Source organism: Helcobacillus massiliensis (assembly GCF_033106145.1).
In the GTDB taxonomy this organism is placed as follows: Bacteria; Actinomycetota; Actinomycetes; order Actinomycetales; family Dermabacteraceae; genus Helcobacillus; species Helcobacillus massiliensis.
The window spans coordinates 446,224-472,871 of sequence record NZ_CP136959.1; the positions used below are offsets into that span (position 1 = coordinate 446,224).

Annotated in this window: 16 protein-coding genes and 3 rRNA genes; all 19 read left to right on the forward strand. The window is 66.8% G+C overall.

Translation table 11 applies throughout. The annotated features are described in order from the left end of the window. The first annotated feature begins 61 nt into the window (after positions 1-61). The 19 genes from argJ (at position 62) to R3I40_RS02235 (ending at position 26,621) form a co-directional block, all read left to right on the forward strand. Positions 62-1,243 (forward strand): bifunctional glutamate N-acetyltransferase/amino-acid acetyltransferase ArgJ, encoded by a 1,182-nt coding sequence (argJ, locus tag R3I40_RS02145; RefSeq protein ID WP_285262506.1) that lies wholly within the window; start codon positions 62-64, stop codon positions 1,241-1,243. After that, positions 1,240-2,169, forward strand: a complete 930-nt coding sequence (gene argB, locus R3I40_RS02150; protein WP_183373573.1) for an acetylglutamate kinase — start codon at positions 1,240-1,242, stop codon at positions 2,167-2,169. Before argJ ends, argB begins: the two co-directional genes overlap by 4 nt. After that, the gene (locus tag R3I40_RS02155; protein ID WP_285262505.1) at positions 2,162-3,496 is read left to right on the forward strand and encodes an acetylornithine transaminase; all 1,335 of its coding nucleotides are present in this window, start codon (positions 2,162-2,164) and stop codon (positions 3,494-3,496) included. Before argB ends, R3I40_RS02155 begins: the two co-directional genes overlap by 8 nt. Next, on the forward strand, positions 3,493-4,563 hold the full coding sequence (gene argF / locus R3I40_RS02160) for an ornithine carbamoyltransferase (RefSeq protein WP_285262509.1): 1,071 nt from the start codon (positions 3,493-3,495) through the stop codon (positions 4,561-4,563). The genes R3I40_RS02155 and argF overlap by 4 nt, the downstream gene beginning before the upstream one ends. Beyond that, the gene (locus R3I40_RS02165; RefSeq protein WP_183373575.1) at positions 4,560-5,093 is read left to right on the forward strand and encodes an arginine repressor; all 534 of its coding nucleotides are present in this window, start codon (positions 4,560-4,562) and stop codon (positions 5,091-5,093) included. The genes argF and R3I40_RS02165 overlap by 4 nt, the downstream gene beginning before the upstream one ends. 59 nt (positions 5,094-5,152) lie before the next feature. After that, positions 5,153-6,403, forward strand: a complete 1,251-nt coding sequence (locus tag R3I40_RS02170) for an argininosuccinate synthase (protein ID WP_239376786.1) — start codon at positions 5,153-5,155, stop codon at positions 6,401-6,403. Beyond that, entirely contained in the window at positions 6,403-7,857 is a 1,455-nt protein-coding gene (gene argH, locus R3I40_RS02175; protein ID WP_285262504.1) for an argininosuccinate lyase, read from the forward strand. Before R3I40_RS02170 ends, argH begins: the two co-directional genes overlap by 1 nt. 164 nt (positions 7,858-8,021) lie before the next feature. After that, positions 8,022-9,296, forward strand: coding sequence for a tyrosine--tRNA ligase (gene tyrS, locus R3I40_RS02180; RefSeq protein WP_239376788.1), 1,275 nt, complete (start codon positions 8,022-8,024; stop codon positions 9,294-9,296). A gap of 716 nt (positions 9,297-10,012) precedes the next feature. Continuing rightward, positions 10,013-11,538: ribosomal RNA gene (locus R3I40_RS02185) — 16S ribosomal RNA — on the forward strand. Positions 11,539-11,919: 381 nt separating this feature from the next. Next, positions 11,920-14,994, forward strand: a 23S ribosomal RNA gene (locus R3I40_RS02190). A 204-nt stretch (positions 14,995-15,198) separates the two neighbouring features. Then, positions 15,199-15,316, forward strand: a 5S ribosomal RNA gene (rrf, locus tag R3I40_RS02195). The 16S, 23S and 5S rRNA genes sit together here, the layout of an rRNA operon. A 243-nt stretch (positions 15,317-15,559) precedes the next feature. Beyond that, complete coding sequence (locus R3I40_RS02200; RefSeq protein ID WP_317700066.1) at positions 15,560-16,567, forward strand: polyprenyl synthetase family protein; 1,008 nt, start codon at positions 15,560-15,562, stop codon at positions 16,565-16,567. A gap of 296 nt (positions 16,568-16,863) precedes the next feature. Further along, the gene (locus R3I40_RS02205; protein ID WP_285262358.1) at positions 16,864-18,621 is read left to right on the forward strand and encodes an FHA domain-containing protein; all 1,758 of its coding nucleotides are present in this window, start codon (positions 16,864-16,866) and stop codon (positions 18,619-18,621) included. After that, complete coding sequence (locus R3I40_RS02210; RefSeq protein ID WP_239375998.1) at positions 18,618-19,430, forward strand: PP2C family protein-serine/threonine phosphatase; 813 nt, start codon at positions 18,618-18,620, stop codon at positions 19,428-19,430. The genes R3I40_RS02205 and R3I40_RS02210 overlap by 4 nt, the downstream gene beginning before the upstream one ends. 29 nt (positions 19,431-19,459) lie before the next feature. Continuing rightward, the gene (locus R3I40_RS02215) at positions 19,460-20,221 is read left to right on the forward strand and encodes a hypothetical protein (RefSeq protein ID WP_285262359.1); all 762 of its coding nucleotides are present in this window, start codon (positions 19,460-19,462) and stop codon (positions 20,219-20,221) included. Beyond that, positions 20,218-21,012 (forward strand): hypothetical protein, encoded by a 795-nt coding sequence (locus R3I40_RS02220; RefSeq protein WP_285262360.1) that lies wholly within the window; start codon positions 20,218-20,220, stop codon positions 21,010-21,012. The genes R3I40_RS02215 and R3I40_RS02220 overlap by 4 nt, the downstream gene beginning before the upstream one ends. Positions 21,013-21,048: 36 nt before the next feature. Beyond that, the gene (locus R3I40_RS02225; RefSeq protein ID WP_285262361.1) at positions 21,049-21,774 is read left to right on the forward strand and encodes an FHA domain-containing protein; all 726 of its coding nucleotides are present in this window, start codon (positions 21,049-21,051) and stop codon (positions 21,772-21,774) included. 66 nt (positions 21,775-21,840) lie between these two features. Further along, a complete protein-coding gene (locus R3I40_RS02230; RefSeq protein WP_285262362.1) occupies positions 21,841-26,268 on the forward strand; it encodes a type VII secretion EssC family protein in 4,428 nt (1,475 codons plus the stop codon). Further along, the gene (locus R3I40_RS02235) at positions 26,265-26,621 is read left to right on the forward strand and encodes a WXG100 family type VII secretion target (protein ID WP_183373585.1); all 357 of its coding nucleotides are present in this window, start codon (positions 26,265-26,267) and stop codon (positions 26,619-26,621) included. Before R3I40_RS02230 ends, R3I40_RS02235 begins: the two co-directional genes overlap by 4 nt. The last annotated feature ends 27 nt before the right edge of the window (positions 26,622-26,648 follow it).

The window sequence follows — 26,648 nt, forward strand, 5'->3', positions numbered from 1 at the left end:
CGCCGCCCCGCCGCCACCCGGCGCCGGCCCCGCCTCGCGAGTGCGAGAAGAAAGGACCGCCATGTCCGTCACAGCAGCCCAGGGCTTCACCGCCGGCTCCACCGCAGCCGGCCTGAAGCCCACCGGACAATCCGACGTCGCCGTCGTCATCAACCACGGCCCCATGTTCTCCGCCGGTGCCGTGTTCACCCGCAACCGGGTGAAGGCCGCGCCCGTCCTCCTGTCCGAGGAGTCCCTCGCCACCGCGCACCGCACCGGCACCCCGATCACCACGGTGGCGCTGAACTCCGGCGGCGCCAACACCTGCACCGGCGCCCAGGGCATGCGGGACGCCGCCTCCATGGCCGCTGCCGCCGGTGCCGCCGTCGGTGCCGGGTACGAGCAGGCACTCGTCTGCTCCACCGGCCTCATCGGCACCCTCCTGCCGATGGACGCCCTCACCGCAGGCATCGCGGCAGCCGCCGAGAACGCCGGGGACAGCGCCGAGCACGGCACCGGCGCGGCGCAGGCGATCATGACCACCGACTCGGTGCACAAGGAGGCGCAGGTCAGCCGCGGCGGCATCACCGTCGGCGGCATGGCCAAGGGCGCCGGAATGTTGGCGCCGCAGCTGGCCACCATGCTCGTGGTCATCACCACCGACGCGGACATCACCCACAAGCAGGCGCAGAAGGCAGTCGCCGATGCCGTCACCACCACGTTCAACCGGGTCGATTCGGATGCGTGCATGTCCACCAACGACTCCGTCATCCTCCTCGCCTCCGGCGCCAGCGGAGTGAAGCCCTCCCAGAAGGACATCACCCAGATGGTGCGGGAGGTGTCCGCCGACCTCGCCCGCCAGCTCGTCGCCGATGCGGAGGGCGCATCCCATGACGTCCACGTCACCGTCACCTCCGCCACCACCGAGGACGCCGCCGAAGCAGTCGCCCGGGAGATCTGCCGCTCCAACCTCGTGAAGGCCGCGATCTTCGGCAACGACCCCAACTGGGGCCGGATCGTGGCGGCCGCAGGCTGCGTGCCGGAGCAGGTGGCGCCGTTCAGCGCCGACGACCTCTCCGTCACCGTCAACGGCATCGAAGTGTGCCGCGGCGGGGGAGTGGGCCGCGACCGCGACCTCGTGGACATGACACCGCGAGAGGTGGAGATCGTGGTGGATCTCGGCGCCGGCACCGCCAGCGCCGACATGTGGACCAACGACCTCACCCACGACTACGTCGAAGAGAACAGCGCCTACTCCTCATGATCGATGCAGTGAAGTACTCCGACGTCCTCGAACGCGCCCAGCTGAAGTCCGAGGTCCTCATCGAGGCCCTGCCGTGGATGCAGCGCCTCCACGGCAAGATCGTGGTGGTGAAGTACGGCGGCAACGCCATGATCGATGACGAGCTCAAGGCAGCGTTCGCCTCCGACATCGTGTTCATGTGCCACGCGGGCCTGCGCCCCGTGGTGGTGCACGGCGGCGGCCCCCACATCACCGCGATGCTGGAGCGCCTCGGCATCCACTCCGAGTTCCGGGGCGGCCTGCGGGTCACCACCGAGGAGACGATGGACGTGGTGCGGATGGTGCTCGCGGGCCAGGTGGGTCGCGAACTGGTCGGGCTGATCAACCAGCACGGCGCCTACGCCGTCGGCATGAGCGGGGAGGATGCGAACCTGCTGCAGGCGCGCCGCCGTCCCCCGCAGGAGATCGAGGGGGAGATGGTGGACCTCGGCCTCGTCGGCGACGTCACCGGCGTCAACCTCCGCAACCTCATGGCCATCCTGGATGCGGGCTTCATTCCCGTGGTCTCCTCCATCGCACCGGAGATCACGGCCGACGGCACCGCATCCGGCCAGGTGCTCAACATCAACGCCGATACCGCCGCGGCAGCGCTGGCGACCGGGCTGAGCGCGGAGAAGCTGGTGATGCTCACGGACGTGGCGGGCCTGTACGCGGACTACCCGCGCACCGAGTCGCTGATCCCGGAGATCTCCGCGAAGGACCTGCGGGAGATGCTGCCGACCCTGACAGCCGGCATGATTCCGAAGGCGCAGGCGCTGCTGGATGCGGTGGACCGCGGTGTGAGGACCGCCGCCATGATCGACGGCCGCATCACCCACTCGGTGCTGTTGGAGATCTTCACGGAGAAGGGCGTGGGAACAATGGTTCGGAGGGACGACTATGTCTGAGTTCAGCAGTCAGCACGCACAGCAGGCCCCGTCGGCAGCCCCGGGCGCCGCCGAGACCGCAGCCGCGCCCACGCTGCAGCGGTACGCGGACGCCATGATGCCGCTGTTCGCGCCGTCGCGCGTGCTGGTGGACGGCCACGGCCCCTACGTCACCGATGAAGCCGGCGCCACCTACCTCGACCTGCTCGGCGGCATCGCCGTCAACGCCCTCGGCCACGGCCACCCGGCGCTCGTCGGTGCGATCACCGAGCAGGCGCAGCACATGGTCCACGTCTCGAACCTGTTCGCCACGAAGCCGCAGATCGACCTGGCGGAGAAGCTGCTGCACCTGGCGAACGCCCCCGCCGGCTCCGGCGTGTTCTTCACCAACTCCGGTACGGAGTCCACGGAGGCGGCGTTCAAGATCGCGCGCCGCACCGGAAAGCCCCGCATCCTGGCGCTGGAGAACGCGTTCCACGGCCGCTCCATCGGCGCGCTCGCCCTCACCCACAAGCACGCGTTCCGGCAGCCGTTCGAACCGCTGCCCGGCGGGGTCGAGTTCATCCCGGCGAACGACACCGACCGCCTGCGCGCCGAACTGAAGGCCGGGGGAGTGGGCGCCGTCATCGCCGAACCGATCCAAGGAGAAGCGGGTGTGCTGCCGCTGGAGCACGACTACCTCTCGGCGATGCGCATCCTCACCCGCGAGCACGGCGCGCTGATGATCCTGGACGAGATCCAGACCGGGGTGGGCCGCACCGGCCACTGGTTCGCGCACCAGGAGCACGGCATTCAGCCGGACGTCATGACCCTCGCGAAGGGCCTCGGCGGCGGCTTCCCGATGGGCGCCGTCATCGCATTCGGCGAGGAAGCCTCCACCCTGCTCACCGCCGGCCAGCACGGCACCACGTTCGGCGGCGGGCCGCTCGCCGCAGCCGCCGGTCTCGCCGTGCTCACCGCCATCGAGGCCGACGGGCTCCTCGCGCACGTGAGGCGCACCTCCGAGCAGGTGCGGGAGCAGATCCAGCAGCTGCAGCACCCCGTGATCGCGGGGGTGCGCGGCAGCGGCTTCCTGCTCGGCCTCGAACTGAACGAGCCGATCGCAGCGGACCTGGTCACAGCCGGTCTGAACCGGGCCGCCGCTCCGGCGCGCCCCGCCCTCGCTCCCACCATCGGCGCCCCCGCGGCCGGGGCGCTGCACCCTGAGGCCGGTGGCAGAATCGGCTTCATCCTCAACGCCCCCACCGCGACCGTTCTGCGGCTCGCCCCGCCCCTGACCACCACGGCCGAGGACTTCGCCCGCTTCACTGCGGCGCTGCCGGCCCTGATCGAGGAGGTCACCTCCTGATGCGACACATGCTGATGGACGACTCGCTCACGTCCGCCGAACAGAACCACGTGCTGCACCTCGCCGCCCAGATGCGCGAGGATCGGTTCCTGCGCCGCCCCTTCGAGGGGCCGAAGACCGTGGCGCTGCTGTTCGACCTCCCCTCCACCCGCACCCGCGTCTCCTTCGCCACGGGCGTTGCGGAGCTCGGCGGGCACTCCCTGGTGATCGACACCGGCGCCAGCCAGCTCGGCCGCGGTGAGCCGATCGCGGACACCGCGCGGATCCTGTCGCGGATGAACCACATGATCGTGTGGCGCACCAGCGGGCACGAGCGCCTGGTGGAGATGGCGGAGCATGCGACCGTGCCGGTCGTCAACGCCCTGACCGACGCCGGCCACCCCTGCCAGATCCTCGCGGACTTCGCGACGATCGCGCAGCGCCGCGACGGCCTGGAGGAGAGCGGTCCCGCTCTGGCCGGCCGCACCCTCGCCTACTGCGGCGACGGTGCGAACAACATGGCCGCCTCCTACCTCATCGGCGGGGCGCTCGCCGGCATGCACGTGCGCGTTGCGGCTCCCGCCGGCTGGGCGCCGTCGGCGGAGACCGTGCAGCGCGCCAGCGCCATCGCCGCCGAGACGGGCGGCTCCGTCACCGTCACCGAGGACCCGCGCGAGGCGTGCCTCGGCGCCCAGGTGATCGCCACGGACACCTGGGTGTCGATGGGCACCGAGAAGGACGAGCGGATCGAGCGGGCGCTGCGCCCCTACGAGGTGACCGAGGAGCTGATGGCGCTCGGCGATGACGCACTGTTCCTGCACTGCCTGCCCGCCTACCGGGGCATGGAGGTCGCCGCCAGCGTCATCGACGGCCCCGCCAGTGCCGTGTGGGATGAGGCGGAGAACCGTCTGCACGCGCAGAAGGCGCTGATGACCTTCCTCGCCGACGCCGCCTCCTCCAGCACCGGCCAGGCCACCACCGGCGAGGCGGCCACCGGCGAGGCGACCACCGGCCCGGCGGACACCCGGGCACCCGGGGACTCGGCGCATCCGTCGGCCCCCACCGCGACCATGGAGGCCGCCCGATGACCGACGCGCAGCTCACCCCGCACACCAAGGCGTCCCGCCAGCAGCTGATCACACAGCTGCTCGCCCACAACGAGGTCTCCAGTCAGTCCACTCTGCTGTCCCTGCTGGAGAAGGAGGGCGTGTCGGTCACGCAGGCGACCCTGTCGCGCGACCTCGTGGACCTGCGCGCCGAGAAGGTGCGCTCCTCCACGGGCGTGCTGGTGTACACCCTGCCGGCGCTCGGCGGGGAGCGGCACCGGCCGTTCCGCCCCGGCGAGGAGGCCGCCGACTACTATTCGGCTCGGCTCGCGCGGCTCTGCGAGGAGCTGCTGGTGTCCGCGGAGGCCAGCGACAACCTCGTGGTGGTGCGCACACCCCCGGGGGCGGCGCAGTACCTCGCCAGTGCCCTCGATCACTCCGTGATCCCGACTCTGCTGGGCACCATCGCAGGAGATGACACGATTCTGCTGATAGCCCGCAGCATCGCCGACGGTCCCGAGCTGGCGGACAGGCTCCTGTCGCTCGCGAACGGGCGCACCCCGAACACCTGACATCCGGCCCGACGGGCCCCGAAGACTTCCACAGCATCATCCCGAAGAGGAGGAACCCCATGACAGAGAAGATCGTCCTCGCCTACTCCGGCGGCCTCGACACGTCCGTCGCCATCGGCTGGATCCACGACGCCACCGGCGCTGATGTCATCGCCTGCGCGGTCGACGTCGGACAGGGCGGCGAGGACCTCGAGGTCATCCGCCAGCGCGCCCTCGACTGCGGTGCCGTGGAGGCGTACATCGCCGATGCGCGCGACGAATTCGCCGAGGAGTACTGCATGCAGGCGCTGAAGGCGAACTCCCTGTACATGGACGCCTACCCGAACGTCTCCGCCATCTCCCGCCCCGTCATCGCGAAGCACCTCGTGGCCGCCGCGAAGAAGTTCGGCGCCACCACCGTGGCGCACGGATGCACCGGCAAGGGCAACGACCAGGTCCGCTTCGAAGTGTCCATCACCTCCCTCGCCCCGGAGCTGAACTGCATCGCCCCGGTGCGCGACCTCGCCCTCACCCGCGACAAGGCGATCGACTACGCCGAGCGCAACAACCTGCCGATCGAGACCACGAAGTCCAACCCGTTCTCCATCGACCAGAACGTGTGGGGCCGGGCCATCGAGACCGGGTTCCTCGAGGACATCTGGAACGAGCCCACCAAGGACGTCTACTCGTACACCGACGATCCGGCGTTCCCGCCGGTCGCCGACGAGGTCGTCATCACCTTCGAGCAGGGCGTGCCAGTCGCGATCGACGGCGAGAAGGTGACGCCGCTGCAGGCGATCGAGCAGATGAACCGCCGCGCCGGCGCGCAGGGCATCGGCCGGATCGACATCGTGGAGGACCGCCTGGTGGGCATCAAGTCCCGCGAGGTGTACGAGGCACCCGGCGCGATGGCGCTGATCGAGGCGCACCGGGAGCTGGAGCGCGTCACCCTGGAGCGCGAGCAGGCCCGCTTCAAGCGCGAGGTCTCCGACCGCTGGACCGACCTGGTGTACGACGGCCAGTGGTTCTCCCCGCTGAAGCGCTCCCTGGATGCGTTCATCGACGACACGCAGCGCTATGTCTCCGGTGACATCCGCATGCGCCTGCACGGCGGCCGCGCCACCGTCACGGGCCGCCGCAGCGACTCCGGTCTGTACGACTTCAACCTCGCCACCTACGACGAGGGCGACAGCTTCGACCAGTCCAACGCGAAGGGCTTCATCGAGATCTACGGCCTGGCCTCCAAGCAGTCCACGGCACGCGATGAGAAGTTCGGCAACGGCCCCACCTTCGGTGACGGCTCCAGCCTCAACGCAGGGAGCGAGTCCTGATGCCCGCGAGCGGTTCCGGGAAGGCGGAGGGCCAGGGGGCCGACGGGCGCATCAGCCTGTGGGGCGGACGCTTCGCGTCGGGCCCCGCGGAGGCGATGGCGGCGCTGTCGAAGTCCACGGACTTCGACTGGCGACTCGCGCACTACGACCTGCTGGGCTCTCGCGCCCACGCGCGCGTCCTCAACCGCGCCGGTCTGCTGGACGAGGACGAACTGCAGCGGATGCTGCAGGCACTGGACACGCTCGATGAGCGCGTCGCCTCGGGCGAATTCGTTCCCTCGCTGGAGGATGAGGACGTGCATTCGGCGCTGGAGCGCGGCCTGCTGGAGATTGCGGGCGATGGACTCGGCGGCAAGCTGCGCGCCGGCCGGTCCCGCAACGACCAGGTGGCGACGCTCGGCCGCATGTACCTGCGTGATCACGCGCGGGTCGTGGCCGCGGGCGTTCTGGACGTGGTGGCGGCGCTGATCGAGCAGGCGAAGGCGCACCCGGAGGCGCCGATGCCGGGCCGCACGCACCTGCAGCATGCGCAGCCGGTGCTGCTGAGCCATCATCTGCTGGCGCATGCGTGGCCGCTGCTGCGGGATGTGGAGCGCCTCGTCGACTTCGACAAGCGCGCCGCGGTGTCCCCGTACGGTTCGGGCGCGCTGGCCGGGTCGTCGCTTGGGCTGGATCCGCAGGCTGTGGCGCGGGAGCTGGGCTTCGCGGATTCGGCGGAGAACTCGATCGACGGCACCGCCTCGCGTGACGTGTTCGCAGAGTATGCGTTCGTGATGGCGATGATCGGGGTGGACCTGTCGCGCCTGAGCGAGGAGATCATCCTGTGGAACACGAAGGAATTCTCCTTCGTCACCCTGGATGATGCGTTCTCCACGGGGTCCTCGATCATGCCGCAGAAGAAGAACCCGGATGTGGCGGAGCTGACGCGCGGCAAGTCAGGTCGCCTGATCGGCGAGCTGTCGGGCCTGCTGGCCACGCTGAAGGCGATGCCCCTGGCGTACAACCGCGACCTGCAGGAGGACAAGCTGCCGGTGTTCACCGCGACGGATGACCTGGAGCTGCTGCTGCCGGCGTTCGCGGGCATGGTGGCGACCCTGACCTTCCACACGGACCGGATGGCGCATCTGGCGCCGCGCGGCTTCGCACTGGCGACCGATATTGCGGAGTGGCTCGTGCGCCAGGGCGTGCCGTTCCGGGTGGCGCATGAGCTGTCCGGTGCGGCGGTGCAGCTGGCGGAGGAGCGCGACTGCGAGCTGTGGGACCTCACCGATGAGGACTATGCGGGGATCTCGGAGCATCTCACGCCCGAGATGCGGGAGGTGCTGACCACCCTCGGGTCGATCGATTCGCGGTCCTCGAAGGGCGGCACGGCGCGCTCGGCTGTTGCGGAGCAGGTGTCGCGTGCGCAGGCAGCGCTGGAGGACCTGCGGTCGTTCACTGAGCCCCTGCGGTAGGTTTAACCCGCAATCGTGACTGCCCCGGCAACGTCGGGGACAGTCACCGCCCTGGCGGGGCGGCCCGTCCTCCCGCCCCCGGACGGGGCGCACTGCTACCCGTCCCACCTGGGCGATCCGCCACCCGCCCCGTCGGGGCGATCACACGAAACGGAGAACAATCGGTGTCGAACATCGTCGACGAACTGGAATGGCGCGGCCTGCTCGTGAACTCCACGGGGCGTGATGCCATCGCTGAGTCCGCGGCGAAGGGACCCCTGTCTCTGTACTGCGGCTTCGATCCGACTGCGGCGTCGCTCCACGTCGGCCACCTGACCCAGGTGCTCACGATGCGGCGCTTCCAGCTCGCCGGTCACAAGCCCTACGCGCTGGTCGGCGGCGCCACCGGCCTCATCGGCGACCCGCGCATGTCGGGCGAGCGCGTCATGAACTCGGCCGACGTGGTCGGACAGTGGGTGGAGTCGCTGCGCGGCCAGATCGAACCGTTCCTCGACACTGAGGGCGAGTTCGGCGTCACCATGGTGAACAACCTGGACTGGGTGGGCGGTATGAACGCGCTGGAGTTCCTGCGCGACTACGGCTCGCACTTCCGCATGGGCACGATGCTGTCCCGCGAGATCGTGGCAGCGCGACTGCGCTCCGACGAGGGCCTCAGCTACCTCGAGTTCTCCTACCAGATCCTGCAGGGCCTCGACTTCCTCGAGCTGTACCGACGCCACGGCGTCACGCTGCAGTTCGGCGGGAACGACCAGTGGGGGAACATCGTCGGCGGTGCTGATCTGATCCGCAGGGTGGAGGGCGTGCAGGCCCACGCGATGACCACCCCGCTGGTGACGAAGGCCGACGGCACCAAGTTCGGCAAGTCCGAGGGCGGCGCCGTGTGGCTGGATCCGGAGCTGACCAGCCCGTACGCCTTCCACCAGTTCTGGCTCAACGCCGATGACCGCGACGTCATGAACTACCTGCGCTACTTCACCTTCCGCGACCGTGACGACCTCGCGGAGCTGGAGGAGGCGACGGCTGAGCGCTCCTTCAAGCGCGAGGCGCAGACCGCCCTGGCCGATGACCTCACCACGCTCGTGCACGGTGAGGAGGCGACGGCGCAGGCGAAGGCTGCGGCGGCTGTTCTCTTCGGCCGCGGCGATGTCCGCGAGCTCGACGACTTAACCGTCGGTGTGATCGCGGGGGAGCTGTCGACGGTGTCGCTGGCCGGCACGGCTCCGCTGATCGACGCCTTCACCGAGAGCGGCCTGGTGGAGTCCAAGGGTGCGGCTCGCCGCGCGCTGAAGGACGGCGGCCTGTCCATCAACGGCGAGAAGCTGGCCGGTGGTCCGGAGGCTCTGGATGCGGAGCTCGGTTCCGTGCAGCGACTCGCCGGTGGATATGTCCTGCTGCGCCGCGGCAAGAAGAACGCCGCCATGATCCGCATCGGCGACTGACTCGCCTGCGTCTCTGATGGACGTCGACCGCTTTCTCATGGATCGCGACCGAATCCTGATGGATCTCGCCCGATTCCAGATGGATCGCGACGCGGCATCGCATAGGAGGCAGACTCGGCTCCCCGATCACAACCACTGAACCCGAACGGGGCACCAGCACAGACTGGTGCCCCGTTCGCCGTCTCAGCACCGCCCCCTTCAGCAGCGCGGTCCCCGAACACGGTGGCCGCCGTCACGAAACTGCAGGTCAGCGACCTGAGAATCGGGACAGATCGGACGGCGAGCCGGGGCGTATGTTGCTCGCGCCACCAAATGCCCCCACAGGGTTGCGCGCCTCGGTTCGGGGGCCGTAATGTTTTATCTCGTTGCCCCGCAGGGCGGTGAACGGGAGATGAACTTCTTCCGTGTGCTGCTCAGGGAGATAACTGAAGAGGTGAACCGGGACGGTCGTTCGGTGTGACTGAGGTCACGGAGCCGGGATTTGACAGGGTCTGGTCAGCTGAGTAGGTTAGAGGGGTTGCTCCGGAGCGGACCGCCGATTGTGATCGGGGGCGAGGTTCGGGTGCGCAAGTTGTTTGATATCTCAATAGTGTGTCTGTTTATTGATGCCAAAGTTTTTTTGGCAGAGGATCAATTTTTTAGTTGATTTCTTCGGACAATTGAACGCAGATTTTTATCAGCGTCGGTTGTTTGTTTTCTGCCGGGTTTCAAATTTTTTTATGGAGAGTTTGATCCTGGCTCAGGACGAACGCTGGCGGCGTGCTTAACACATGCAAGTCGAACGATGAAGGCCCAGCTTGCTGGGTTGGATTAGTGGCGAACGGGTGAGTATCACGTGAGTAACCTGCCCTTCACTTCGGGATAACTTCGAGAAATCGGGGCTAATACCGGATGTTCTGTCTGCACCGCATGGTGTGGGTTGGAAAGATTTATCGGTGGAGGATGGGCTCGCGGCCTATCAGTTTGTTGGTGAGGTGATGGCTCACCAAGGCGATGACGGGTAGCCGGCCTGAGAGGGCGACCGGCCACACTGGGACTGAGACACGGCCCAGACTCCTACGGGAGGCAGCAGTGGGGAATATTGCACAATGGGCGGAAGCCTGATGCAGCGACGCCGCGTGGGGGATGACGGCCTTCGGGTTGTAAACCTCTTTCAGTAGGGAAGAAGCCTTTGGGTGACGGTACCTGCAGAAGAAGCGCCGGCTAACTACGTGCCAGCAGCCGCGGTAATACGTAGGGCGCAAGCGTTGTCCGGAATTATTGGGCGTAAAGAGCTTGTAGGTGGCTTGTCGCGTCTGCCGTGAAAACCCAATGCTTAACGTTGGGCGTGCGGTGGGTACGGGCAGGCTAGAGTGTGGTAGGGGAGACTGGAATTCCTGGTGTAGCGGTGAAATGCGCAGATATCAGGAGGAACACCGATGGCGAAGGCAGGTCTCTGGGCCATTACTGACACTGAGAAGCGAAAGCATGGGGAGCGAACAGGATTAGATACCCTGGTAGTCCATGCCGTAAACGTTGGGCACTAGGTGTGGGGAACATTCCACGTTTTCCGCGCCGTAGCTAACGCATTAAGTGCCCCGCCTGGGGAGTACGGCCGCAAGGCTAAAACTCAAAGGAATTGACGGGGGCCCGCACAAGCGGCGGAGCATGCGGATTAATTCGATGCAACGCGAAGAACCTTACCAAGGCTTGACATGCACTGGATCGCTGCAGAGATGTGGTTTTCTTTGGACTGGTGCACAGGTGGTGCATGGTTGTCGTCAGCTCGTGTCGTGAGATGTTGGGTTAAGTCCCGCAACGAGCGCAACCCTCGTTCCATGTTGCCAGCACTTCGGGTGGGGACTCATGGGAGACTGCCGGGGTTAACTCGGAGGAAGGTGGGGATGACGTCAAATCATCATGCCCCTTATGTCTTGGGCTTCACGCGTGCTACAATGGTCGGTACAATGGGTTGCGATACTGTGAGGTGGAGCGAATCCCAAAAAGCCGGTCTCAGTTCGGATTGGGGTCTGCAACTCGACCCCATGAAGTCGGAGTCGCTAGTAATCGCAGATCAGCAATGCTGCGGTGAATACGTTCCCGGGCCTTGTACACACCGCCCGTCAAGTCACGAAAGTCGGTAACACCCGAAGCCAGTGGCCTTACCCCTTGTGGGAGGGAGCTGTCGAAGGTGGGATCGGTGATTGGGACTAAGTCGTAACAAGGTAGCCGTACCGGAAGGTGCGGCTGGATCACCTCCTTTCTAAGGAGTATCTTTCGAGCGTTTTGGCACTGTCGTGACCGAGTGTGTTGCGGGTGCTGCTCGTTGGGTGGAACATCAATGAATCAACAGGCTGCTGCTGGTTGGGCTGGCTCTAGTACGTGTCTCTTCGGGGGTGCTGGAACGGGTCTGGGTTCGGCTGGTGGGGTTTGGTAGGCACACTATTGGGGTGTGAGGCGGCTTGTGTCGTTTCTTCCCTGCTGGGGTAGGAGCCATCCTGTGTGGGTGGTGGGGCCTTGGTGTGGGGGTGTTGTTTGTCAACTGCATAGTGGACGCGAGCATCTTGTAAGCAATTTACAGATTGTTGCGAAACGAAGCTTTGTTTTTGTTTTGTCTCTGTGTGTTCATTTTTATGTGTGTTTTGTTGAAGTTTTCAAGGGCGCACGGTGGATGCCTGGGCACAAGAAGCCGATGAAGGACGTGGGAGTCTGCGTTAAGCCCCGGGGAGGTGACAACCGACCTGTGAGCCGGGGATGTCCGAATGGGGAAACCTGCCAGGCGTTATGGTCTGGTACCTGCCGTTGAATGTATAGGCGGTATGGGGGGAACGCGGGGAAGTGAAACATCTCAGTACCCGTAGGAAGAGAAAACAATTGTGATTCCGTGAGTAGTGGCGAGCGAAAGCGGATGTGGCTAAACCTGGTTGGTGTGATACTCGGCAGAGGTTGCTGATCAGGGGTTGTGGGATGTGCATGGATTGGGCTGCCGCCTGGTCGTCGCTGTCAGTGTGTGGTAGGTGAATCCTTGTGAGTGGGGAACCGTAGTGGGTGTGAGTCCCGTAGCTGAAACTGCATGGCTGGGTGATGGTGCATTGTCCCGAGTAGGACCGGGCTCGTGAAATCCGGTGTGAATCTGCCAGGACCACCTGGTAAGCCTAAATACTTTCTTGTGACCGATAGCGGACAAGTACCGTGAGGGAAAGGTGAAAAGTACCCCGGGAGGGGAGTGAAATAGTACCTGAAACCGTGTGCTTACAATCCGTCGGAGCCTTTTTTGTGGGGTGACGGCGTGCCTTTTGAAGAATGAGCCTGCGAGTTAGTGGTCGGTAGCGAGGTTAACCTGTGTGGGGTAGCCGTAGCGAAAGCGAGTCTGAATAGGGCGCCTTTAGTTGCCGGCTCTAGACCCGAAGCGAAGTGATCTATCCATGGGCAGTGTGAAGCGCGGGTAAGACCGCGTGGAGGCGCGAACCCACTTCAGTTGAAAATGGAGGGGATGACCTGTGGATAGGGGTGAAAGGCCAATCAAACTTCGTGATAGCTGGTTCTCCCCGAAATGCATTTAGGTGCAGCGTTGCGTGTTTCGTCCTGGAGGTAGAGCACTGGATAGGCGATGGGCCCCACCGGGTTACTGACCTTAGCCAAACTCCGAATGCCGGTGACGTGAGAGCGCAGCAGTGAGACTGTGGGGGATAAGCTTCATAGTCGAGAGGGAAACAGCCCAGAACATCAGCTAAGGCCCCTAAGCGTGTGCTAAGTGGGAAAGGATGTGGAGTTGCTGAGACAACCAGGAGGTTGGCTTAGAAGCAGCCACCCTTGAAAGAGTGCGTAATAGCTCACTGGTCAAGTGATTCCGCGCCGATAATTCAGCGGGGCTTAAGTACACCGCCGAAGCTGTGTCACTCCACTGTGTGTGGGGTGGGTAGGGGAGCGTCGTGCATTGTGTGAAGCTGCGGGGGAACCTTGTGGTGGATGGTGTGCGAGTGAGAATGCAGGCATGAGTAGCGATTAGGCGGGTGAGAATCCCGTCCGCCGAATGATCAAGGGTTCCAGGGCCAGGTTTATCCGCCCTGGGTTAGTCGGGTCCTAAGGCGAGGCCGACAGGCGTAGTCGATGGATAACGGGTTGATATTCCCGTACCGGTTGTGTGAGGACCCATGCTGAAAGTCGTGATGCTAACCACCCGAACGCTGCTCTTCACCTTCGGGTGTTGGTGTGGTGTGAGGCTGGGGTCCAATCGGTGAGTAGGTGAGCGTGTGGGATGACGCAGTGAGGTAGCTTCCGCGGGGCGATGGTTGTCCCCGTCTAAGCGTGCAGCCTGTGCCCGAGTAATGTTGGGCGCGTGTAGGTCAGACGTGATAGTGACCCTTTAGTGGGGAAGTTGGGTGATCCTGTACTGCCGAGAAAAGTCCCGGCGCCACGAGCGCAGCCGCCCGTACCCTAAACCGACTCAGGTGATCTGGTAGAGAATACCGAGGCGTTCGAGAGAATCGTGGTTAAGGAACTCGGCAAAATACCCCCGTAACTTTGGGAGAAGGGGGACCTGACCAGTGAGAGCTGGGAGGGTCGCAGAGACCAGGGAGAAGCGACTGTTTACTAAAAACACAGGTGAGTGCGAAGTCGTAAGACGCTGTATACTCACTGACGCCTGCCCGGTGCTGGAAGGTTAAGCGGACTGGTTAGCGCCTTCGGGTGCGAAGCTGGGAAGTTAAGCCCCAGTAAACGGCGGTGGTAACTATAACCATCCTAAGGTAGCGAAATTCCTTGTCGGGTAAGTTCCGACCTGCACGAATGGCGTAACGACTTCTCCACTGTCTCAACCGCGAACTCGGCGAAATTGCATTACGAGTAAAGATGCTCGTTACGCGCAGCAGGACGGAAAGACCCCGGGACCTTTACTATAGTTTGGTATTGGTGTTCGGAGCGGCTTGTGTAGGATAGGTGGGAGACTGGGAAGCTGGCACGCTAGTGTTGGTGGAGTCGTTGTTGAAATACCACTCTGGTCGTTTTGGATATCTAACCTCGAGCCATGATCTGGTTCAGGGACAGTGCCTGATGGGTAGTTTAACTGGGGCGGTTGCCTCCTAAAGAGTAACGGAGGCGCTCAAAGGTTCCCTCAGCCTGGTCGGTCATCAGGTGTTGAGTGTAAGTGCACAAGGGAGCTTGACTGCGAGACAGACATGTCGGGCAGGAGCGAAAGCTGGAACTAGTGACCCGGCACCTCATTGTGGAATGGGTGTCGCTCAACGGATAAAAGGTACCCCGGGGATAACAGGCTGATCTTGCCCAAGAGCTCATATCGACGGCATGGTTTGGCACCTCGATGTCGGCTCGTCGCATCCTGGGGCTGGAGTTGGTCCCAAGGGTTAGGCTGTTCGCCTATTAAAGCGGTACGCGAGCTGGGTTTAGAACGTCGTGAGACAGTTCGGTCCCTATCCGCTGCGCGCGTTGGATATTTGAGAAGGCCTGTCCCTAGTACGAGAGGACCGGGATGGACTGACCTCTGGTGTGCCAGTTGTTCTGCCAAGGGCATGGCTGGTTGGCTACGTTGGGAAGGGATAACCGCTGAAAGCATCTAAGCGGGAAGCCTGCTTCGAGATGAGATATCCGTGCACCTTTGGGTGTGTGAGACCCCCAAGAGATGATTGGGTTGATAGGCCAGATGTGGAAGCGCGGTAACGTGTGGAGCTGACTGGTACTAATTGGTCGATGACTTTATCAAAATACGCATAAAGCACTGGCTGTTGGTTGGTGTGTTTGCTTGTGTGTTCGCGTCCACTAGGCGGTTGATTGACCGCACCCCTTGTGGCTGCCGGCAGTGCCCTTTTTGTGGGTGGTGTTGGTGGTGGGGTTGTATTGTTTGTATAGTGTCTGATCCCCGCACCTGTGTGGTGGGTGTGGTGTGGAACGGTCTTTGTGTGGTTGTTCCGGTGGTCATAGCGTTGGGGAAACGCCCGGTTACCTTTCCGAACCCGGTAGCTAAGCCCAACTGCGCCGATGGTACTGCACTCGGGAGGGTGTGGGAGAGTAGGTCGCTGCCGGACTTTTTTCTTGTGTGGTGTGGGCTCCAGCCTGGTGGTTGGGGCCCACACGCATTTAATCGTTTTTTCGCGGCACAGGTTCATTGGCTTGGCCTGAGAGCGGGTGAGAGCCACTCGAACGCAAACAAGCGTCTCGTCAACACGTGACGGCCTGGGAGCAGGGCACCGCATCCCCAGCGGGTAGGATTGAGCTTTGGACGCGCCGCGCGGCGGTGCTCGACTCCCTCGACCCGTGAAGGAACACAGATGTCCTCGTTCGCATTGCCGTCAGACCTGGACGATGCGTTTGCCGACTCCCTCCTCACCGATCTCGCAGAGGTGGAGAAGCGGCTCAACGACGCAGTCGCCACTCACAACGCAATGGCACAGTGGACCGCCAAACACCTCATGGTCGCTGGCGGCAAGCGCATCCGCCCCCTCCTGGTGCTCCTGGCTGCACACCTCGGGGAAGGGACCAATGACAAGGTCCTCGACGCAGCAGTCCTCGTCGAACTCACCCACCTCGCCAGCCTTTACCACGATGACGTGATGGACGGAGCCACCACCCGTCGTGGCACCCGCGCCGCTCACCAGGTCTGGGGCAACAACGTCGCCATCCTCACCGGCGACTTCCTCTTCGCCCGTGCGAGCGCCCTCAGTGCCAAGCTCGGACCCGAAGCGGTCCTCCTCCATGCCAACACCTTTGAGCGGCTCTGCCTCGGCCAGCTGAATGAAACCGTCGGCCCCGCCGAGAACGCCGACGCCTTCCAGCACTACATCTCCGTGCTCGAGAACAAGACCGGCTCCCTCATCGCCGCCGCCGGAATCCTCGGCGCTCAACTCGGCAACGCCGCCGCGGACACCGTCGGCGCACTGGGCCGATACGGCGAGGCAGTCGGTGTTGCCTTCCAGCTCGCCGATGACGTCATCGACCTGCGCAGCAACCCAGAGACCTCCGGCAAGACCCCCGGCACCGACCTGCGCGAAGGAGTGCCCACCATGCCGACCCTGCTGCTGCGCCAACGGCACGCCGACGGCGACGACGCCCCGGGCACTACTGCGGTGCTCCACGCCATCGAGTCCGACCTCGAAAGCGACGACGCGCTCCAGCACGCCGTCAAACTCCTTGCTGCCGATCCCGCCACCGATCGCACACAAGAGCTCGCCGACGAGTACGGCGACGAAGCCATCGACATCATCAGCGACCTGCCCGAATCTCAGGCGCGCTCAGCACTCCTGGAATTCACCACCCAGCTCGTGCGTCGCTCCGCCTGATTCCACCCGCCCTCCCAGCCTGACAACGCGAGCGAGGAGCTGGGCGAAGCAGGCCGCACCGGGAGACCAGGGGCAGTCCATACCGGATCGTTATCCACACGGGGCGAACTATCCGCGCAAGTCAATCCCGATTTCGGTAGTGTCAGGCGGGGCAGGGAACCAGCCGGTCTCACGGGCCCTCCCACGGCACAAGGAACTAGGATGATCAGCAAGCACGGCCGGTCCGCACCGCGCCGCTGAGCACCGGCAGGCCACCAGACTGTCAGCCCACGACTTCAATCGACAGAGGAATCGCAATGACCAACACGCCATACGGACCGACAGCGAGCGCCAACAGCGGACCCCTGTCCTCCGAAACCCCCGCATCCGGCGGCAAGAAGGTCGGATCCTGGCTGATCGACGTCATCTTCATCAGCGCCCTGCCGATCATCCTCGTCGCCATTGCCGAAATCGGCTACATGCTCTCCAACGCATCCAAGCCCGGCGCCCTCTACTTCATCCTCTGGGTCGCCGCGGTCGTCATCTTCCTCATCCTCCTGCTCGCCGTCATCGGCCTGCGGGCGGCAAAGGGAACCAGCCCCGGCATGGGAGCCGTCGGCATCCGCACCATCAAGCAGGCGACCGGAAAGCTCACCATCGACAAGCGCGCCTCGAACTCGAACCAGGCCGCTGGCGCCGGCAGCTACGACCAGCACTCCGCTGGCTTCGGCCAGGCCCCCAACCAGTTCGGGCAGAACAGCGCAGAAGGATTCCAGCAGTCCGCCCCGGCCTTCGGTCAGGCGAGCGCCAACAACCCCGTCCCGCAGGGCGGTTACGACCAGCAGGGCGGTTACGACCAGCAGGCGTCCTTCGGTCAGCCCTCCGCCGGTCAGGCTCCGCAGTACGGTGAGCCCAGCGCGCAGCAGGCACCCCAGTGGGGTGCCCAGGATCAGCAGGCATCCCAGTGGGGCGCCCAGGATCAGCAGGCACCCCAGTGGGGCGCCCAGGACCAACAGGCGCAGCAGTTCAGCGCCCCTGCCGCCGGCGGCTCCTTCGCCGTCGGAGCCGCGCCGGCCGTCGGCCAGGGCTCCGCAGCTCCGGCCTACGGTGACCAGTCCGCTGCCCCGGCCTACGGTGACCAGTCCGAAGCCCCGGCCTCCGGCGACCAGTCCGCTGCCCCCGCCTTCGGTGAACAGGACCACGGCCAGGGAGCCTCCACCACAGGCGAGAGCCACATTGACGCCGCTCATGACGACAGCGCCGCAGTCGCCGCCGGTCACGGCGTGAGCGTCTCCGACGACTCCGATGCGCTGTCCGCAGAGCCCGCCGACGCCACCGCTTCCGGCACCTTCGGTGAAGCACCGGCAGATGCGCCCGCCCAGGAGCAGGCAGCCCCCGCTCTCAACGCTGAGCACCAGAGTGAGGAGCTCACCGACGGCGCGGAGGAGCAGAGCAGCGCACAGGCAGAACAGGACTCCGCGGCAGCAGGTGTCGGCGTCTCCGTCTCCAGCGACGACTCCGCCCTCACGGCTTCGCCCGAAGATGAGAACACCACCGAGGACGCCGCTGCCGTCAGCGATGACTCCGTCGGCCAGCGCCTCGACCAGAGCACCGAAGCAGCAGGCGACAGCGTCGTCGTCGGCCACGCCGACACCGCCCAGCAGGACGAAGACGACGACGCCACCCGCCTCGTCGCCGCACCGGCCGCGCAGCAGGCCACCAGCTCCGACGACGATGCCACGGAGCTCATGGCCCGAATCCGCCTCCGCTTCGACAACGGCGAAGAGCACACCCTCGCCCCGCGCACCCTCGTGGGCCGCAACCCGCAGGCATCCGGTGGCGAAAGCGTCATCGCCGTGCAGGACGAGTCCCGCTCCATGTCCAAGACCCACGCGCTGATCGAGAACAACCAGCACGGCATCGTCGTCACCGACCTCGGCTCCACCAACGGAACCTCCGTCACCGACGTCGACGGCACCGTCTACCCGGTCCCCGCCAACCAGCCGACCATCCTGCCCGACGGCTGGACCCTCCAGCTCGGTGACCGGGACGTGACCGTGGAGAAGAACGCGTGAGGGATGACTCCCAGTACGGCACGCTGCTGACCGAGCCCATCCGGGTCCGGTCAGCAGCGGCCACACACGTCGGGCGCGTGCGCAGCATGAACGAGGACTCCTACCTCGCCGCCCATCCGATCTACCTCGTCGCCGACGGCATGGGCGGCCACAACGCCGGAGAGATCGCCAGCGCCATCGTCGTCGACCAGTTCAGCGACCTCGCCGGGCAGCACGACATCACCCCCGAGACCCTCGCCGAGAACCTCATCGTCGCCTACGAGCGGATCACCCGACTCGACGACTCCACCGCCGCGCGCTCCGCCGGCACCACCGTGGCCCTCGTCGGCACCTCGTTCGACCACGACCAGGCCACCTGGGTCGTCATGAACCTCGGCGATTCCCGCATCTACCGCCTCTCCAACGACGAATTCGAACAGATCAGCATCGACCACTCCGTCGTGCAGGAACTCGTCGACCGCGGCGAAATCACCGAAGAGGAAGCCCGCGTCCACCCCTACCGCAACATGGTGACGCGCGCCCTCGGCCCCGGCCCCAACTCCAGCCCGGACTTCTGGCGCCTGCCGGCCATGCTCGGTGACCGCTTCGTCATCTGCTCCGACGGCATCAACGGCGAACTCGACGACGCCGTCATCGAATACTGCCTCCGTGAAGCCGACGACATCCGCGACGTCGCCCCCTCCCTCGTCACCAAAGCCGTCGAAGCCGGCGGCCGCGACAACGCCACCGTCGTCGCCCTCGAAGCAGTCGCCGACGACGCCGCTGAAGAGATCAACCGCTACTCCCTGTTCGACGCCGGCAGCGTCTGACCGGGACGAACCGGCAGAGGGGGGAAACAATGCCGGATCACAACGGAACCTGGTGCGCACACGGCGCCGCCCTGCTCATCCGCACCGGCGGCCGAGGACTCCTGCTGCCGCCCGGCACCAGCCACAGCGATGCAGCAGGCCTCCGCCGCGCACTCAGCGCCCCGGACGCCTTCACCAACCTCGCCGCCGCAGCCGGAGACGAACCCCTCCTCGCCTTCGACGACGACGGCGAACGCCTCCACATCCTGCTGCGCGGCACCACCACAATCCGCGCCATCCTCGTCAGCGGCAGCCAGATCGACCTCACCGAAGCCGACGGGCACCAGCCCGAGCCCGGTGCACGCCCGCCGGCCAGCATCACCCGAGACGACATCGCCGCCATCAGCGTCCACCTTGGCGACCCGCAGCCGGCCCGCACCCTCCTGGACAGCGGAATCACCGGAGTCACAGCCTTCACCCACGTCCGGAACCTGCCCAGCGGCAGCCGCAGTGCCGACGCCGACCGCGCCATCCAGGCCCAGCTCGACCCGCCGTCCACCACCCGGGCCTCAGGGGCGACGACGCGTGCAGATGCACGCACGACCCCGACGCCCCCGGAGAGCGGAACCCGCAGCAGGCTGACCGCCCGAAGTGCCGCTCGCCGCACCGGACCGGACAGCACGGCAGCGCACCCAGACGCGCCGGGCCGCACCACCGGCGGGCCGCCGCAGCGTCCCAACCGGATCGTCGCAGCCACCGCCCGCGCATCAACGAGGAGCGCCGAGGCCCGACACGGAGGAGATCACCGATGATCCGACGCCGTCGCCACCTGCCCATCGAGGGCTTCACCCCGCGACCGCACACACCCCAGCAGTGCCCGGCCAGCGGCGCCACCGCCAGCGCCTACCGATCAGTGGAGGACCGCCGACCCGTCACCGTCCGCACCTGGACGGACCCGGCCCTCGTCGCCGGCGTCAGCCCCGCCCGCGCCCAGCAGCGGATCGACGCCCTCGCCCGACTCTCCGATCTGCCCGGCATCACCCCCGTGCGCGCCGGCGGCCTCGTGGACAGTCGGCGCGGCCGCCACCTCTACCTCGTTACCGACGACAACGGCGAGGTCCTGGGCCCATCGGTCGTGGACCCGGCCCACCTGCTGCGCGCCGCAGCTGACATCGCCGCTGCGCTCCATCGCTTCCACGCCGCCGGACACCTCCACCTGGCGCTCTGTCCGCAGGCGCTCACCACCACTCCCAGCGGCCGGATCCACCTGAGCGCGCACCGCGCCCCCGGTGTCCACTGGATCGCCGAGGCCGCCCTCGAGCACCAGGCGCCCGAAGTCGGACAGGCCAGCGGGGGAGAGCCCCGCTCCGATGTCTACGCCCTCGCCAGCACGGTCCTCGCCGTCCTGGACGAAGGCGCCGACACGTCGTGGACGTCCGATGCGGCGCTCGTCACGGCGCTGGAGCGGGCGACGGCACCGTCCGTCGCGGATCGGCCCTCTGACCTGGGGATGCTCGCCGACGAGCTCGATGATGCGGCCCGCCGAGCAGCATGGTGGGAGGGGCGGGAAGAGTCGGTCTTCTCCCAGCGGATTATGGCGTAATGCGTAGTTTCGTGGCGGATGCCATAAAGTTGTGCCATGGCACAGGTATCAGTGGAGTTCTGCGATGAGTGGACTGACGTCGCAGACAACGGTTCCCTCACGATCGGACGCGAAGCCGATCTCATCATCGACGAACGCAACCCGTTCCTGCACCGGCGGTTCCTCGCCATCAGCAGCATCGACGGACTGTGGTGGCTGCTGAACGTCGGTGACCGGCTCAGCGCCTCCATCACCGACAACTCCGGCACCATGCAGGCCGTGCTGTCACCCGGGGCCCGCCTGCCGCTCGTATTCGATCAGACGAAGGTCGTGTTCACCGCCGGCCCCACCACCTACGAGTTCTCCATCCATACGACATCCCCGGAGTTCGCCACCATTCCGCGCGAACTCGACGACGACGGTCCCAAGACCATCGGCCAGGTCGTCCTCACCGATTCGCAGAAGCTGCTGATCCTGGTGCTGGCCGAGCCGATGCTGATGCGCGACGGCGAATCGATCTCCTCGATCCCGTCGTCCGCTGACGCCGCCGATCGCCTCGGCTGGACCCGCACTAAGTTCAACCGCAAGCTCGACAACGTGTGCGACAAGCTCGACCGCATGGGTGTGCGCGGTCTGCGCGGCGGCCCCGGCCGTCTCGCCTCCAACAGGCGCGCCCGGCTCGTGGAGTACGCCGTTATGTCCCGCGTTGTGGATCAGTCTGACCTTCCCCTTCTCCACAAAGCCGTGCAGGAGGCGGACGAAGCGAGGCGCGCCGCCGAATAATCGAGTGCACCGGCCGACAGCCGGCGCTCCGTAAGGAGTGAGAACGCAGTGTCCTGAGGGGGAGACATGCGGCTGCGACTCACACTCGAAACCAACGCGGACACCACCGCACTCGCTGTCACCGCCGACGGCACCGCCACCGTCGGCGACCTCGCGGACGCGCTCGACACCTGGGCCGAGAACACCGGATCGACCGCCGCCGCGATCCCGGCCGAAGGGCCCCGTCCGAACGCGGATGCCGCGGACGGGTCGGGTCCGCTCACCATCAGCGTTGGCGGGCAGCGCATCAACCCGCAGCTGCGGCTGCTGCACTCCGGCATCTTCTCCGGCACGACCGTTCGCCTCCGTGCCGCCGGCGCCGACCCCGCCTCGAGCAGCCGTCCGACGCTCGAGCGCTCCGGACCTCACGCGGCACCGGCCGCCTACCTGTCCGCTCTCACCGGCCCCGCCGAAGGGCTCCACCTGCCGCTGACCACCGGCGAGCACACCATCGGCACCAGCAGCCGCACGGGGATTCTGAGCCTCGGCGACACGACGCTGGACGAGGTCCACGCCCACCTCAGCATCAGCGCCGACGGCGACCGCATCCGCGCCGCCACCGAAAGCTCCCTGGTGCGCATCAACGGTCGCGTCATCACCGACGCCCCGATCCTGCACGGGGACATCATCCATATCGGGCAGACCACGCTGCGGCTGCGCCGCACCCCCAGCACGAGCGGGGACGCCACCGACGCCGCCGCCATCCCCGTGGACCCAGCACCCGCCCTGCTCGAACCCGTCACCGGGGAGAGGCACACCCTGCCGAAACCGCCCGGCCGCCCCACTCGGCAGACCTTCCCGATCATGATGCTGATCATGCCGCTGTTCCTCGGCGCCGGCCTGTTCGCCCTGACCCGCAGCCCGTTCAGCCTCATGTTCATCCTGTTCATGCCGGCGTTCGCCACCGCCGGGTACGTCAACTCCCGCCGCAACCACCGCCTGCAGCGCGGCGATGCCTGGCACGACTTCGACAGCGACATCGACGCACTGCGCGCCACGCTCGACCTGGACCACGCCCGCGAACGAGAGCTCCTCGCCGCGCACCACCCTCACATCCGTGACCTCGACGACGAGGTCGGCCGGCTCGGCCCGGCTGTGTTCGGCCGCCGCCGCGTCGATGCGACGTTCGGCACCGTCCGCATCGGCACGGGCAGCTGCACCTCCGCCACAACCGTTACATCCGGCGGCGCTGACGAACCCGAGCTGCGCCGGCAGCTCGCCCGCGCCGCCGACGGCCTCGCCGACATCACGGACGCCCCCATCACCATCCCGCTCACCGGCCGGACACCCGCTGCACTGATCGGGGAGGGGACGCACACCGCGCCGGTCCTCGCGTCCGCCCTGCTGCAGCTCGCTGCCCTCCATTCACCAGCCGACCTCACGCTCACCGCCATCGCCGCAGTCGATGACGACATCCCCGACTGGCTGCACCACCTGCCCCACACGAGCAGCCCGTTCAGCCCCCTGCACACCACCCACATCGCACGCGGCAGCGCCGCCGCCCGTGACCTCATCGCCGTGCTGCTGACCGAACTGCACACCCGCCTGCAGGCACCCGATGCCGAGGCCGGCGCTGACGCCACGGTCCCGTTCCCGCGGATCGTCGTCGCCCTGGTCGAACCCGCGCTGGTCAGCCGCACCGACCTGAGCGCACTGCTCGATGGCGGACCCGCCGCTGGAATCCACGTCATCTGGATCGCGCGCAGCAGCGGAGAGGTCCCGGCGGCCTGCCGCACCCGCGCCCACATCGCCGCCGACAGCGCCCGGGTCGACCACGAGGAAGCCGGTGAGCCCGGCTCCACCGGGAGCATCACCCGCAGCCGCGCCCACGTCCTGGACACCCTCAGCGACTCGGCGCAGCGCCGCCTCGCCCGCCACCTCGCGCCGCTCGCCGACGCCAGCGCCAGCACCCCCGACTCCACCACCATGCCCCACTCCTGGTCGCTGCTGGAGGTCGACGGCGGCAGCCTGCGCACCTTCCTCCGCCGTGCCGCCGAGAACTGGAGCCGCCGCAGCGGCACTCTCACAGCCGTCCTCGGACACACCGGGACCGCGCCCTGCACCGTGGACCTGCGGGCCGACGGCCCCCACGCCCTCGTCGGCGGCACCACCGGCAGCGGAAAGTCCGAATTCCTGCAGAGCTGGGTGCTGTCCATGGCGGCGCACGCCTCACCCGAGCGCATCACGTTCCTGTTCGTCGACTACAAGGGCGGCAGTGCGTTCGCTGACTGCGTCCACCTGCCGCACTGCGTCGGCCTCGTCACCGATCTCACCGACCACCTCGTGGACCGCGCCCTCGCATCCCTGCGCGCTGAGGTGCGCCGCCGCGAAGAGATCCTCCACCAGAAGGGAGCGAAGGACCTGCGCACCCTGGAGGACAGGCAGGACCCGGAGTGCCCGCCGAGCCTCGTGATCGTCATCGACGAGTTCGCTGCGCTCGCGGCCGATGTTCCGCACTTCATCGACGGCGTGGTCGACATCGCCGCGCGGGGCCGCTCCCTCGGCCTCCACCTGATCCTCGCCACGCAGCGCCCCTCCGGCATCATCACCGGAAGCCTGCGCACGAACACCCCGCTGCGGATCGCGCTTCGGCAGACCGACGCAACGGACTCCGCGGACATCGTCGGTGTCCGCGACGCCGTCGACTTCCCCGCGGACCGGCCCGGCCGCGCTGTCATCTCCCGCGGCCCCGGACAGCTCACCCACCTGCAGGGCGCGTTCGTCGGCGGCCGCACCACGGAGCAGCAGCGCAGCAGGATCACCATCCGCCCCGTCGCCGAGCCCAGCGGCGCAGCCAGGGAGGCTGCCACCGTCTCCGCCGGCAGCACCGGACAGCTCACGCCCAGCTCGAGCAACGGGGGAGCGGAGGGCCAGCCGACGGATTCTCAGCGCATCGTCACCGGGCTGCAGCGACTCGCCGACGCCACCGGCTGCCCTGCACCGCGCCGCCCCTGGCTCGATGACCTGCCCGAGAGCATCAGCCTCGACCGCCTCAGTGAACGCAGGGGTACCGCCGCCGGTGCATTCGCGCTGCTGGACTTCCCGCATCGACAGCTGCAGACCGTCATGAGCGTGACGCCCGGTCAGGACACCGCCATCACCATCGTGGGGGCGCCCGGAAGCGGCCGCACCAGCGCGCTGCTCACCCTCGCGCACACCACCGCGGAGGCGGCCCGCCGAACCAGCCGGCCCCTGACCATCTGGGGCATCGACGGCCCCAGCGGCGGCCTCGCCGCCCTGCACGACCTCCCGGAGACCGCTGACGTCATTGCGCTCGCGGACCTGCCCCGCATGAACCGCCTCATGGCCCGGTTCGCCGACCTCACTGCGGCCCCGCAGGTTCCGACCGACACACTCATCCTCATCGACGCGGGAGGCCTGCGTGACGCCCTCGCCTCCGCTGGACACACGCACTGGCAGGACACACTGCTGGCGCTCCTGCGGGACGCGCGGCGCCTCCGCCTGACCCTCGCCGTCACCGCAGAGCACCCGCAGGCCCTGCCCGCCGCCATCGCCCGATCCGCCCAGCACCGCATCGTGCTGCGCCTGTCGACGGACGACGACTACCGCATCGCCGGTGAGCGCCCCGGTGTCCTCACTGCGGACTCACCGGCAGGGCGGGCCCTCATCAACGGCACCGAAGCGCAGATCGCTCAGCCGCCCGCGCCGGACCTGGGCACCACCACCACTGAACCCGCCACCGGGGCATCCGGGCAGAGGCCCTCCGGCATCCCGACGCTGCCGGAATCCGTCGGCCTCGACGACCTGCCGCTCACGGAGAAGCAGCTACGAGTGGGCCTGCGCGCCGACAGCGTGGAGCCGCTGGTGGCGGTGCCCTCCGCCACCATGCTCATCGCCGGTGCCCAGGGGAGCGGCCGCACCACCGCCCTGATCGCCCACTGCTCGGAGTTCCGCCGGATGCACCCGTCGGCGCCGATCGTCCTCGCCCACGCCGAACGCGCACCGCTGCACCCACAGCTGCGCGACCTCGCAGACGAGGTCGCCATCGGTCTGGCCGACCTCCTCGCCCTCACCGGCGACCTCGCCGACCACCTCGCCGCGGCCCCGGGGGAGGAGCCCTGCGCCGATGGGGCAGCCGAACCGGACGTGCGCGGCCTCATCGCCGTCACCGGGCTGCGCGACCTCGCCCATGAGGACGAGCACCACCACATCGCTGACGTTCTGCGCACCGCGACCGGATACGGCTTCCACCTCGTCGGCGACCTCGACACCACAGCAGCGGCCCCGAGCAGGCAGCTCACCCGCGTCTTCACCGCCGACGGAACCGGACTTCTGCTCGAGACCGCCGACCCATCCGGCTCCACCCTGTTCGGCAGCCACCGACTGCGCTACCCGGATGCCCCCGGACCGGGCCGCGGCTACCACTTCAGCCCGCGCGGGCCCGTGCCCGTCCTGGCCGCAACCGCCACCATCGTTCGGGAGGAGACCCCATGACATTTCTCGGCATGAACCCCACTGAGGCGCGGCGAGCCGCGCAGCAGATCACCGACTACGGGCAGAAGCTCGACGGCTATACCGACGCGCTCCGCCACCTGCTCATCGACCTCGACTGGCGCGGTCCCGACCGCGACACCGTCATTGAGCGCTGGGACAGGCACATCGACACGCAGCTGCGCCTGCTGTCCTCCAACGTCCTCGGCATCGGCGAATCGCTCGACCACCACGCCGCCGAACAGGAAGCCGCCTCCGCCGGACCCGACGGGTTCGTCCCCGCTCCGAGCACCGGCCGCATCCGCCGCGTCGGCGCACCCAGTGGACCCGGATCCGTAGGGGTGAGCCCGCAGTGAAGCGTCGACTCTCACCCTGCCGAGAAC